Consider the following 12,285-nt stretch of genomic DNA (forward strand, 5'->3'; position numbering starts at 1 on the left):
GATGGCCCGTGAAGTCAGTTAAAACTGACCTCACTCGCCAGGAAGCTTGTTATGCGTCGCCTGTTGTTCGCTTGCCTGCTCATGGGTTCGGCCCACGTCTTTGCCTTTGACCGCCTGCAAGTCGAGGGTTACACCCTGCCCAATGGCCTGCAATTGCTGCTCAAACCGGGCACCGAGCGCGGGCATGTGGCGATCCGCCTGGTGGTGGGCGTGGGCCTGGATGACTTCGGCTGCGAAGACAAGGAATTGCCACACCTGCTGGAACACTTGCTGTTCAGCGGCATCGACGGTGGCGGCGAAGGCGAGCTGGAAGACCGCATGCAAGCCCTGGGCGGCGAGTGGAACGCCTACACCAGCAACGCCGACACCACTTTCGTGATCGAGGCGCCCGCGCAGAACCAGCGCAAGGTGCTCGACCTGCTGCTGGCGATCATCACCCGCACCGAACTGACCGACGCCAATATCAATGCCGCCAAGCGCGTGGTCGAACGCGAAGACGGCGGCCACTACTCACACCTGCAACGCCTGCTGGACCGTCAGGACCTGGGCCACACGGCCAGCAACCAATTAGCCGTTGAACTGGGGCTCAAATGCGCCGAACGCGCCGAGGTCGACCCGCTGACCCGCGACCAGTTGGAGAACCTGCGCAAACACTGGTACGCGCCCAACAACATGACCCTGATCATCGTCGGCGACCTCGACAAGCTGCTGCCCGCCTATCTGGAACGCACCTACGGCCAACTCGAACCGGTCGAGCCCAGCGAACATCTGCCGCTGTCGGAGATCCAGCACGCCGCCGCCAGCCATCGTGAACTCATCCACGGCTGGGTCGGCGACAGCGCCAAGTTGCACTGGCTGTTCCCCGAGCCGGTGCTGGAGGACGGGCATGACGAAACCTACGACCTGCTCAAGGACTATCTGGACTGGGCGCTGTATCGCCAACTGCGCCTCAAGCACGGTTTGTCCTACGGCCCCTGGAGCGAGCGCGAAGTACTCGGCGGCGTCGGCTTCCTCAGCCTGAATGCCGACCTTGAGCGCGAAAGCCTCCCCGAAGCGGAACAAGTCCTTCAGGACCTCAAGGCACAACTGCTCAAGGACGGCCTCGACCCGGCGGTGTTCACCCGCCTGCAGCAGGCCGCCATCGCCCGTCAGGCGTGGGCCGTGCAGGGCAACAGCGCGTTGGCCGACTACTACTGGAGCGCTTCCGGTGACTACAACAACGGCCACTTCAGCGACCCGGTCAAACGCATCAAGGCCGTGAGCCTGGACCAGACCAACCAGGCCATGCGCCAAGTGTTCCAGCAGCCAGGCTACTGGCGCATCGAGAAACCGTTGCTGAGCTACGACGCTCTGAGTTGGATAGGCGCCGGCCTGCTCGGATTGATCGCCATTGTGTTGATCGGCGTGCGGGTTTATCGCAAACGGATCGCGTAATGAGGCACCGGACCACGGGCTAAGACGTTATTCTGTCTGGGATTTTCTCCTACAAAGACTGCGAACCGCCGAATGCAAAACCTGACCCGCTTGATCACCCGCGTCCTCGAACTGATGAAGCGCTACCCAGGGGTGATTGCACTCGGTGGCTTCATCTCGGGTGTGTGCAGCTTCATCCTGGTGGATCGCCAGCAGGGCATGGCCAGCTGGATCGCGGTAATCATGCTGGTGAGTTGGCTGTGGCTGATGCTGGAGAACAGTTTCACCCAGTTGTTCACCAAGGTTTTCAAGCGCGAAATCCCCGAACCACTGCTGCGCTACGCAACCCAGATGATCCACCAGGAAAGTCTGTTCTTTGTGCTGCCGTTCTTCTTTGTCACCACGGCGTGGAACAGCGGACAATCGGTGTTCACCGGCCTGCTTGGTGCGGCAGCGCTGGTGTCGATCACCGACCCGCTGTACTACAAGTGGCTGGCGCCCAAACGCTCACTGTTCCTGGCGCTGCACACGCTGACCCTGTTCGCCGCACTGCTCACCGCACTGCCGATCATCCTGCACCTGACCACCGCCGAGAGTTACAAACTGGCTCTCGGCGTGGCCATGGCATTGTCGATCCCAAGCCTGGCGGTGAGCCTGCCGCTGCGCAGCGTCAAGGGCTGGGCGATGCTGCTCGGGGTCACGGCCGCAATTGGCTGTGCCGGTTGGTTCCTGCGCAGTTGGGTGCCGCCCGCCACCCTGTGGATGACCGAAGTGGCGATCAGCACCCAGCTGCAAGATCGCACGCCGGGTGACGACCTCAAGGAAGTCAGCGCCGCTCAACTGCGCAGCGGCGGGCTGTACGCCTACACCGCGATCAACGCCCCGCGCGGGCTGGATGAGCGGATTTACCACGTGTGGAAATTCAACGGCAAAGAGGTCGACCGCATCGCCCTGGATATTCACGGCGGGCGTAAAGAGGGTTATCGCGCCTGGACCCACAAGCAAAACTTCCCCGCCGACGCCGTGGGCCGCTGGCAGGTCCGGGTGTTGACCGAGGACGGGCAGGTGATCGGCGTGCTGCGCTTCAAAGTGACGGACTCAGCACAAACGGACAACCCAAAGTAGCCAGGATCGTGCTATTACGTAGGAATTGCGGATAGCCAAACAAGCTCGGAGCTTATGACCACCAGTACGACGGCCGGCGCAGCCCACCTCGATACATCTACCACCCCGCCACAGCTGCGGATTACGGGGGACTGGACGCTTGCCCACTATGCCAGCCTGAAGAAGCTGTCGGACAATCTCAACGGCCAATATGACGCTGGCACGCGTATCGACCTCAACGGCCTCGGCGCCCTGGATACTGCCGGCGCCTCGCTGCTGGTGGAGTTGCTGGGCCCCACGCGCATCGAGCAGTCCGCCGAGCAGACCGATTGCAGCTTGTCTGCCGCCGACCGCGCACTGCTCAAGACCGTCTACCGCTCCCTGAATGATTTTTGCGTGCCGGACAAGGCACCGGAAGAAGCCGCCGGCATTCAGGTGCTGGCGCGTATCGGCCGTGCCGTGGACACCGTCTGGCAGGACAGCAAGAAACTGTTGGGTTTTATCGGCCTGATCCTCGAAACCTTCGCCCGCGGCATTTTCCGTCCCAAGCGCTGGCGCATCACGCCGATGGTCGCGCATATCGAACAGACCGGCCTCGACGCTGCGCCTATCGTGGCCTTGCTGACCTTCCTGGTCGGCGCGGTGGTGGCATTCCTCGGCGCCACGGTGCTGGAAAGCTTTGGCGCCACGATCTTTACCGTGGACCTGGTGGCCTTCTCGTTCCTGCGCGAATTCGGCGTGCTGCTCACCGCCATCCTGATGGCCGGCCGTACCGCCAGTGCGTTCACCGCGCAAATCGGTTCGATGAAGGCCAACGAAGAAATCGACGCCATCCGCACTCTCGGCCTGGACCCGATGGAACTGCTGGTATTACCCCGAGTGCTGGCGTTGCTGGTAGCGCTGCCGATGCTGACGTTCCTGGCGATGCTCTCGGGGATCGTCGGCGGTGGCGTGGTCTGCGCTGTGGCCCTGGATATTTCACCGGCGATGTTTCTGTCGCTGCTGCACTCGGACATTGGCGTGCAGCACTTCGTGGTGGGCATGATCAAGGCGCCGGTCTTCGCCTTCCTGATCGCGGCCATTGGCTGCCTGGAGGGCTTCAAGGTCAGCGGCAGCGCCGAGTCGGTCGGCGCCCACACCACCTCCAGCGTGGTGCAATCGATCTTTGTGGTGATCGTGCTGGATGCGGTGGCCGCGCTGTTCTTCATGGAGATGGGCTGGTGAGCCGCGTGCATCGAGCGCCCACCGAGGCGGTGATTGAAGTGCGCGGCCTGTGCAATCGCTTTGGCAGCCAGAGCGTGCACGAGAACCTCGACCTGGATCTGTACAAGGGCGAGATCCTCGCCGTGGTCGGCGGCTCCGGCAGCGGCAAGTCGGTGCTCCTGCGCAGCATTGTCGGCCTGCGCCGGCCCAGTGCAGGCCAAGTGCGGGTGTTCGGCAAGAACCTGCCGAACTTGTCGGAGCACGAACGCTCATTGGTGGAACGACGGTTTGGCGTGCTGTTCCAGAAGGGCGCACTATTTTCCTCGTTGACCGTGACCGAAAACGTTGCGCTGCCGTTGATCGAGCACGCCGGCCTCAGCCGTCGCGACGCCGAGCACCTGGCCGCGGTCAAGCTGGCCCTGGCCGGGTTGCCATTGTCGGCGGCCGATAAGTACCCGGCCTCACTGTCCGGCGGCATGATCAAACGCGCCGCCCTGGCCCGAGCCCTGGCCCTGGACCCGGACATCCTGTTCCTCGACGAACCCACCGCCGGCCTCGACCCGATTGGCGCGGCGCAGTTCGACCAACTGATCCTGACCCTGCGCGATGCGCTGGGCCTGAGTGTGTTCCTGGTCACCCACGACCTGGACACGCTGTACACCATCACCGACCGCGTGGCGGTGCTGGCGCAGAAGAAAGTGCTGGTGGCCGATGCCATCGATGTCGTCTCGGAAACCGACGACGCGTGGATTCACGAATATTTCCACGGCCCCCGTGGCCGCGCGGCATTGGATGCCGCTCAATCGCTAGACGAGGTATGACATGGAAACCCGAGCCCATCATGTGATGATCGGTCTGTTCAGCGTGATCGTGGTGGTCGGCGCCATGCTGTTCGGCCTGTGGCTGGCCAAGTCCAGCGTCGACAGCGCCTTCCAGGACTACGAAGTGATCTTCAACGAGGCCGTCAGCGGCCTGTCCCAGGGCAGCGCGGTGCAATACAGCGGGATCAAGGTGGGCGACGTCACCAGCCTGCGCCTGGACCCCAAGGACCCACGCCGCGTATTGGCGCGCATCCGCCTGGCCGGGCAGACGCCGATCAAGGAAGACACCCAGGCCAAGCTGGCGCTGACCGGCATCACCGGCACCTCGATCATCCAGCTCAGCGGCGGCACGCCCCAGAGCGCCGAACTCAAGGGCAAGGACGGCGAACTGCCGCAGATCATCGCCTCGCCATCGCCCATCGCACGCCTGCTGAACAACAGCAACGACCTGATGACCAGCATCAACCTGCTGCTGCACAACGCCAATCACATGTTCTCCCGCGAGAACGTCGAACGCCTGAGCAACACTCTGGATAACCTGCAACAAACCACCGGTGCCATTGCCGACCAACGTGGCGATATCAAGGTAGTGATGCAGCAACTGATGCAGGTGAGCAAACAGGCGAGCGCCGCGCTGGAGCAGACCACCGTGCTGATGCGCAACGCCAACGGTTTACTCAACGAACAAGGCAAGCAGGCGTTCGGCAGCGCCGAGCAGGCGATGAAATCCCTTGAACAAAGCACCGCGACCATCAACACCTTGCTGACTAACAACAAGGACTCGGTGAACAGCGGCATGCAAGGCCTCAACGAACTGGCGCCGGCCGTGCGCGAGCTGCGCGAAACCCTGGGTTCGCTGCGTGCCATCTCCCGCCGCCTGGAAGCCAACCCCAGCGGTTACCTGCTGGGCAGCGACAAGAACAAGGAGTTCACGCCATGAAGCGTGCTTACCAATTGATTGCCCCTCTGGCATTGGCGCTGGTGAGCGCGTGCTCGATCCTGCCCAAGGCCGACCCTTCGGACGTGTATCGCCTGGCCTCGGCCCAGGCCACCAACCAGGCAGCGCCGGTGAGTTGGTCACTGCGTGTGAACAAGCCGCAGACCAGCGAGTTTCTCGACAGCCCGCGTATTGCCGTGGTGCCCAATGGCGACCTGATCAGCAGCTATGCCAACTCGCGCTGGAGCGACCCGTCGCCCGTGCTGCTGCGCAACCGCTTCATGGATGGCTTCCAGCGCGATGGCCGGGTGACGCTGCTGAGCACCGACGACACCAACTTGCAGTCCGACTTTGAATTGGGCGGGCAATTGCAGGCGTTCCAGAGTGAATACCATGGCAGCGCGGTGGAAGTGGTGATTCGCCTGGACGCGCGCCTGGTGCGCGGCAGTGATCAGCGGATTGTTGCCAGCCGGCGGTTTGAGGTCAGGCAACCGGTGAGCGACACCAAGGTGCCAGCGGTGGTTGCCGGGTTTGGGCAGGCGGGGGATCAGTTGAATAAGCAGGTGGTGGATTGGGTGGTGGCGCAGGGCACTGCCACTGCGAAACGCTGAGGGCGCTATCGCCGGCAAGCCGGCTCCTACAGAGACCGTATCAACCTGTAGGAGCCGGCTTGCCGGCGATAGCGATTCAAGCCTTACCCAAAGAACCAGTAGCACACCGCAATAGCCGCCACGACTCCGGCCAACTCCGCCAGCAACGCACACCCCACGGCATGCCTGGCCCGCTGGATCCCCACCGACCCAAAGTACACCGCCAACACATAGAAGGTGGTCTCGGTACTGCCCTGGATCGTCGCCGCGACCAGTGCCGGGAAGCTGTCCACGCCCTGGGTCTGCATGGTCTCGATCAACATCGCCCGCGCGGCACTGCCGGAGAACGGCTTGACCATCGCGGTCGGCAAGGCATCGACAAAGCGCGTGTCCATGCCCGTCCAGGCGACCACATGGCGAATGCCTTCGAGGCCAAAGTCCAACGCACCCGAGGCGCGCAATACACCCACGGCACACAGCATCGCCACCAGATACGGCAGCAGGTTCTTGGCCACGTCGAAGCCTTCCTTGGCCCCTTCGACAAACGCTTCGTACACCTTGACCTTGCGCAGCGCGCCGATCACCAGAAACAGCATGATCAAGCCGAACAACGTCAGGTTGCCGAGGATCGACGACAGCCCGGCCAGCGCCGTGGCAGAAAGGGTCGCCAGCAGCGCCATGAAGCCGCCCAGCACCAGTGCGCCTGGAATCAGGTACGCCAGCACTACCGGGTCCCACAGCCGCAGACGCTGCATGATTGCCACCGAGAGCAGGCCGACCAGGGTCGAGGCGCTGGTCGCCAGCAGGATCGGCAGGAACACCAGCGTCGGGTCCGCGGCGCCCTGCTGGGCGCGGTACATGAAGATGGTCACTGGCAACAACGTCAGCGAAGACGCGTTGAGCACCAGGAACAGAATCTGCGCGTTACTCGCCGTGTTGGGGATAGGGTTGAGTTCTTGCAGCGCCTTCATCGCTTTCAAGCCGATGGGCGTGGCCGCGTTATCCAGGCCCAGGCCGTTGGCCGCGAAGTTGAGGGTGATCAAGCCGATGGCCGGGTGGCCGGCGGGCACCTCTGGCATCAGGCGACGGAACAGCGGGCCGAGGGCCTTGGCCAGCCAATCGACGATCCCGGCTTTTTCGGCAATGCGCAAAAAACCCAGCCATAACGTCAGGGTGCCGAACAGCAGCACCATCACTTCCACCGACAGTTTGGCCATGGCGAAAATGCTTTCTACCATCGCCGCGAAAATCCCGGCGTTACCGCCGACCAGCCATTGCGCCAGTGCCGACACCATTGCCACGACAAAGAAGCCAAGCCACAGGCCATTGAGCATCAGTTAAACCCCTCGAAGAATGCAGCGAATGATAGCGGGGCTGGCAGAAACGACAAACCCCGGAGTTTTCCGGGGTTTGTGTTTGAACAGTCGGCTTATCAGTTACGAGTGGCTTGGGCGACCGGGGAGGCTTCCTTGCTGCGCCAGTGCGGCAGCGAGTTCCAGTAGCGCTCGCCCTTGGCGTCGTCGTACATGCCTTCCCAACGGGAGATCACCAGCACGGCCAGGGCGTTGCCGATAACGTTCAGGGCAGTACGCGCCATGTCCATGATACGGTCGACACCGGCGATGAATGCCAGGCCTTCCAGCGGAATGCCCACGCTGCCCAGGGTGGCCAGCAGTACCACGAAGGATACACCCGGTACGCCGGCGATGCCTTTGGAGGTGACCATCAGGGTCAGCACCAACATCAGTTGCTGGCCGATCGACAGGTCGATGCCGTACAGCTGCGCGATGAAGATCGCGGCGATGCTCTGGTACAGGGTCGAACCGTCGAGGTTGAACGAGTAACCGGTTGGCACCACGAAGCTGCAGATCGCCTTCGGCGCGCCATAGGCTTCCATTTTCTCGATCACGCGCGGCAGCACGGTTTCGGAGCTGGCGGTGGAGTAGGCCAGTACCAGCTCGTCCTTGAAGATGCGCATCAGCTTGATCACCGAGAAGCCGAACAGGCGGGCGATCAGGCCGAGGATCACGAAGGCGAAGAACAGAATGGCGACGTAAACCAGGATCACCAGCTTGGCCAGCGGCAGCAAGGAAGCGAAGCCGAAGTTGGCGACGGTCACCGCGATCAATGCAAATACGCCGATCGGGGCGTACTTCATGATCATGTGGGTGACTTTGAACATGCTCTCGGACACGCCCTGGAACATGGTCACCAGCGGCTCGCGCAGTTCAGGCTTGAGGCTCGACAAGCCGAGGCCGAACAGCACCGAGAAGAAAATGATCGGCAGCATTTCGCCACGGGCCACGGCGGCGAAGATGTTCGAAGGGATCAGGTTGAGGAGGGTCTGGATGAACGCATGCTCATGCTGCACTTCGGCGGCGGTGGCGGTGTACTTGGAGATGTCGACGGTACCCAGGGTACTCATGTCGATACCCGCGCCCGGATGGAACACGTTGGCCAGCAGCAGGCCGACCACGATGGCGATGGTGGTGACGATTTCGAAGTAAAGGATGGTTTTGACGCCGATACGCCCGAGCTTCTTCGCGTCACCGACACCGGCAATGCCGACGATCAGCGAGGAGATCACAATCGGGATCACGATCATCTTGATCAGGCGGATAAAGATATCGCCCGCTGGCTGCAACACATTGCTGATCCACCAGGCCTTTTCAGCACTGAAATGGTTGAGCACTGCACCGATTGCGATCCCCAGCACCAAACCGATGAGGATCTGCCAGGCGAGGCTTAGCTTTGCCTTCTTCATGTCATTACCCTTACTTCAAGTGGACTTAAGGCAAATGCGCCCGCTGCAACGCTCGAAAGCGAAAAAGTGTGTGCATCTGCCTCCATGGAAGGTCACCGCAGCGTGGCCGAAATGGCTTACTGGCAGGCGAAAAAAGGCGCAACTATTCCCATGCAAGGGAGCGACGTCTAATGCCGTAAACGCCTACCCCATGCCGAATCGGCATGGCTTTTTTTAATAATAACTGTCCGAACGGTCAGTTCAAATGTGACATTTTGTCCGGCGAACATGCCGTGAACCTGCCAAACCCGGCTCGCTCAGAGATTCCGGACGTCTTTGGGGCATTGGCGGAAACGCCTGTGAATTCCGCTATTTAGTGTCGGAAATGTCCTATGGCCCAAGCCAAATTTTATCGATAGATGGTCGACCCGACACACTAAGTAATGGTTGGGCACGAGCAGAAAGGGAATTTTCGACTATGAGAGGAATAAGACGCGGGGATGAGCCTCACAAGCCCGCCGCAAGTTCAGCAAGCCATGGACTTGTGAACCTGCGTCGCAGCTTTTCGCCTGACCCGGCCCTTGCGCAGGCACTCCCTGTACCCGTAGGTCACGCCGATCGCAGTTGATCAGAACAACCCGGCCCCTTGGTCATGCACAGCCCTTGGCGAGCGGTGCAAATAGAAAGAAGCGAAGGGCTTCTTTCTATGTACGCCGGTCCCGCAGACGACAAACGCGTCAGACGGAACCTAGTACCAATTCGGATCTTTCTTCAGCTGCTCCATCAGCAGCTTCTGCATGCCTTCATCCGGTTTACCGATAAAACGGTAATCGGCGTGCCGCGTTGGGGATTTGTCCGCCGGCAGGCCGGCCGGGACTTCCACCAACATGGCGTAGGCATCTTCCTTGTCGAGGCTGAAGGCAACGATGAGGCGCTTGCTCAGGCAGGTATCCGCGGTTTCGCAGAGCGGCCCGACCAAGTACTTGTCGCCATCTTCTTCCACGGCATTCATTTGCTCGGCGGTGCCCGACAGGTTCATGACCCATTCCGGCAGACGCTCTTCTTTCTTCACCACGCCTTGCCAGGTCTCGCGGTATTGCGGGTCCGCGCTGAGCAATTCGTTGGCTCGGGACTGACCGTCATTGGCGGCCATCGCCAAGCCGCTGCCGCCCAGAAGCAGGGCGGCAGTAATGGCTTTGAAGGACAAAGTGGTCATTTTCAGCCTCGGCCGCGACGACCAAAGAAGAAGGAAGCGATGAACATCACCAGGAAGACCACAAACAGAATTTTTGCGATACCCGTGGCGGTGCCCGCGATACCACCGAAGCCCAGGACTGCAGCCACAATGGCGATGATCAGAAATGTGATTGCCCAACTCAACATGGTGATTCTCCTTATGCTTCTTTAAGAGGTAACAGCGGTAGTGCCGTGCGGCCACTCAACACGAGCGGCCTTTTGGTGCCTAGAACACCCAACGCTCCTGGGATGGCAGCTCACTCAGGGAAGACTCCTGGTCAACCATCCGCAATTGCGGGGCTGTCACGTCGGCAGCAACACTGCCGACGGAACGGAAATGGGTCTGGGTCATGGCCGGACGTTCGAACTGGGGAATCTGCTGCTGACTCTGCTGCCAATGTTGCAACTGCTGGCCGCCAATCAACGTGACCATGAGGGCCAGGCTGGCAAACAAACCTTGTTGCAAGCGCAGGGGCGATACACGCAGTTGGCTGAGGGTTTGGCGAGTCATGCTGCTGTTCTCCCGCATTCTGATTATTCGTCAGGAGAGGTATTGCAGAGCGCATGCCAGCTTTTTTACAAAATAAAAACCAATAAAATCAAATAGTTAAGTATTTGTAATCATATGAGTGCCCAGCATCCTGCACGATGCCTCCCTGGGAGCCGTGCGAAATGCACGATGTCCAGCGGTCGGATGAAGGGATAGAACACAGGAGCGCGTTGCCGAACTGGCAAGAAGGCATGAAAACGCCATCAGGCGGGGCTTTGTAGGACACGTTGCAGATACCTGCACGACGTTGGCTTTTATCGATCAGAATGAACCATGCAACTTGCCCGATTATTCCGGGACTAAACACCATCATTCATAGTTTAAGGAGCGCGGGACAGATGGAATCAGCCAAGGAACTTCAAGGCCGCATTCTTTTAGTGGATGACGAATCCGCGATCCTCCGCACCTTCCGTTATTGCCTGGAAGATGAAGGCTACACCGTTGCCACCGCCAACAGCGCTGCCCAGGCAGACACCTTGATGCAGCGCCAAGTGTTCGACTTGTGCTTCCTCGACCTGCGCCTTGGCGAAGACAATGGCCTGGACGTGCTGGCCCAGATGCGCATTCAGGCGCCATGGATGCGCGTGGTGATTGTCACCGCCCATTCGGCGGTCGACACCGCTGTGGATGCAATCCAGGCCGGTGCCGCTGATTACTTGGTAAAGCCCTGCAGCCCGGACCAGTTGCGCCTCGCCACTGCCAAACAGCTGGAAGTGCGCCAGCTTTCTGCGCGCCTTGAAGCCCTCGAAGGCGAAGTGCGCCAACCGAAAGATGGCCTCGACTCCCACAGCCCGTCGATGATGGTGGTGCTGGAAACGGCGCGCCAGGTCGCCGGGACAGATGCCAACATTCTGATCCTGGGCGAGTCCGGCACCGGTAAAGGCGAGCTGGCTCGCGCCATTCACGGTTGGAGCAAACGCTCGAAGAAATCCTGCGTGACCATCAACTGCCCGTCGCTGACGGCGGAACTGATGGAAAGCGAGTTATTCGGCCATAGCCGTGGTGCCTTTACCGGCGCCAGCGAAAGCACCTTGGGCCGCGTCAACCAGGCTGACGGCGGAACGCTGTTTCTTGACGAGATCGGCGATTTTCCCCTGACGTTGCAACCAAAGTTGCTGCGTTTCATCCAGGACAAGGAATACGAGCGTGTGGGTGACCCGGTCACTCGCCGCGCCGACGTACGCATCCTCGCCGCCACCAACCTGAACCTGGAAGACATGGTGCGTGACGGCCGCTTCCGCGAAGACCTGCTGTACCGCCTCAACGTGATCACCTTGCACCTGCCACCGCTGCGCGAGCGCAGTGAAGATATCCTGACCCTGGCCGACCGGTTCCTGGCGCGCTTCGTCAAGGAATACGCCCGACCGGCACGCGGTTTCAGCGATGAAGCGCGCGAAGCGCTGCTCAACTACCGTTGGCCGGGGAATATCCGCGAACTGCGTAACGTGGTGGAACGCGCCAGTATCATCTGCCCACAGGAGAAGGTCGAAATCAGCCACCTCGGGATGGCCGAGCAGCCAACCAACAACGCTCCGCGCATTGGTGCGGCACTGAGTTTGGACGAGCTGGAGAAAGCCCACATCGGCGCCGTGCTCGCCACCAGCGACACCCTGGACCAGGCGGCTCGCACCCTGGGCATCGACGCGTCGACCCTGTACCGCAAACGCAAACAGTACAACCTGTGAGCT

12 protein-coding genes are annotated in these 12,285 nt (G+C 61.0%); 7 read left to right on the plus strand and 5 right to left on the minus strand.

From position 1 onward, the window contains the following. Nucleotides 1–51 precede the first annotated feature (51 nt). From BM70_RS0101190 to BM70_RS0101215, 6 genes are all read left to right on the plus strand, one after another. The gene (locus BM70_RS0101190; protein WP_025854301.1) at nt 52–1,434 is read left to right on the plus strand and encodes a pitrilysin family protein; all 1,383 of its coding nucleotides are present in this window, start codon (nt 52–54) and stop codon (nt 1,432–1,434) included. 72 nt (nt 1,435–1,506) lie between these two features. After that, complete coding sequence (locus BM70_RS0101195) at nt 1,507–2,538, plus strand: DUF5924 family protein (RefSeq protein WP_025854302.1); 1,032 nt, start codon at nt 1,507–1,509, stop codon at nt 2,536–2,538. A 54-nt stretch (nt 2,539–2,592) separates the two neighbouring features. Further along, the gene (locus tag BM70_RS0101200) at nt 2,593–3,741 is read left to right on the plus strand and encodes an ABC transporter permease (RefSeq protein WP_025854303.1); all 1,149 of its coding nucleotides are present in this window, start codon (nt 2,593–2,595) and stop codon (nt 3,739–3,741) included. Further along, a complete protein-coding gene (locus BM70_RS0101205; protein ID WP_025854304.1) occupies nt 3,738–4,541 on the plus strand; it encodes an ABC transporter ATP-binding protein in 804 nt (267 codons plus the stop codon). The genes BM70_RS0101200 and BM70_RS0101205 overlap by 4 nt, the downstream gene beginning before the upstream one ends. Before the next feature lies 1 nt (nt 4,542). Continuing rightward, nucleotides 4,543–5,481, plus strand: coding sequence for an MlaD family protein (locus tag BM70_RS0101210; protein ID WP_025854305.1), 939 nt, complete (start codon nt 4,543–4,545; stop codon nt 5,479–5,481). Further along, nucleotides 5,478–6,089, plus strand: coding sequence for an ABC-type transport auxiliary lipoprotein family protein (locus tag BM70_RS0101215; RefSeq protein WP_025854306.1), 612 nt, complete (start codon nt 5,478–5,480; stop codon nt 6,087–6,089). The genes BM70_RS0101210 and BM70_RS0101215 overlap by 4 nt, the downstream gene beginning before the upstream one ends. An 83-nt stretch (nt 6,090–6,172) precedes the next feature. Here the strand turns inward: BM70_RS0101215 and BM70_RS0101220 are convergent, their stop codons facing one another. The 5 genes from BM70_RS0101220 to BM70_RS0101240 form a co-directional block, all read right to left on the minus strand. Continuing rightward, entirely contained in the window at nt 6,173–7,402 is a 1,230-nt protein-coding gene (locus BM70_RS0101220; protein ID WP_016978801.1) for a nucleoside recognition domain-containing protein, read from the minus strand. Nucleotides 7,403–7,500: 98 nt separating this feature from the next. Further along, the gene (gene gltP / locus BM70_RS0101225; protein ID WP_025854307.1) at nt 7,501–8,832 is read right to left on the minus strand and encodes a glutamate/aspartate:proton symporter GltP; all 1,332 of its coding nucleotides are present in this window, start codon (nt 8,830–8,832) and stop codon (nt 7,501–7,503) included. A 727-nt stretch (nt 8,833–9,559) separates the two neighbouring features. Next, complete coding sequence (locus tag BM70_RS0101230; protein WP_025854308.1) at nt 9,560–10,027, minus strand: inhibitor of vertebrate lysozyme family protein; 468 nt, start codon at nt 10,025–10,027, stop codon at nt 9,560–9,562. A 2-nt stretch (nt 10,028–10,029) separates the two neighbouring features. Continuing rightward, a complete protein-coding gene (locus BM70_RS32055) occupies nt 10,030–10,194 on the minus strand; it encodes a DUF1328 domain-containing protein (protein WP_003170804.1) in 165 nt (54 codons plus the stop codon). A gap of 79 nt (nt 10,195–10,273) precedes the next feature. Continuing rightward, nucleotides 10,274–10,558, minus strand: a complete 285-nt coding sequence (locus BM70_RS0101240; protein ID WP_025854309.1) for a hypothetical protein — start codon at nt 10,556–10,558, stop codon at nt 10,274–10,276. A gap of 377 nt (nt 10,559–10,935) precedes the next feature. On the opposite strand from BM70_RS0101240, the gene algB reads away from it, so the two are divergent. After that, nucleotides 10,936–12,282, plus strand: a complete 1,347-nt coding sequence (gene algB / locus BM70_RS0101245; protein WP_025854310.1) for a sigma-54-dependent response regulator transcription factor AlgB — start codon at nt 10,936–10,938, stop codon at nt 12,280–12,282. Nucleotides 12,283–12,285: the final 3 nt, after the last annotated feature.

It is taken from the genome of Pseudomonas sp. CHM02 (genome assembly GCF_000612585.1).
GTDB lineage: Bacteria > Pseudomonadota > Gammaproteobacteria > Pseudomonadales > Pseudomonadaceae > Aquipseudomonas.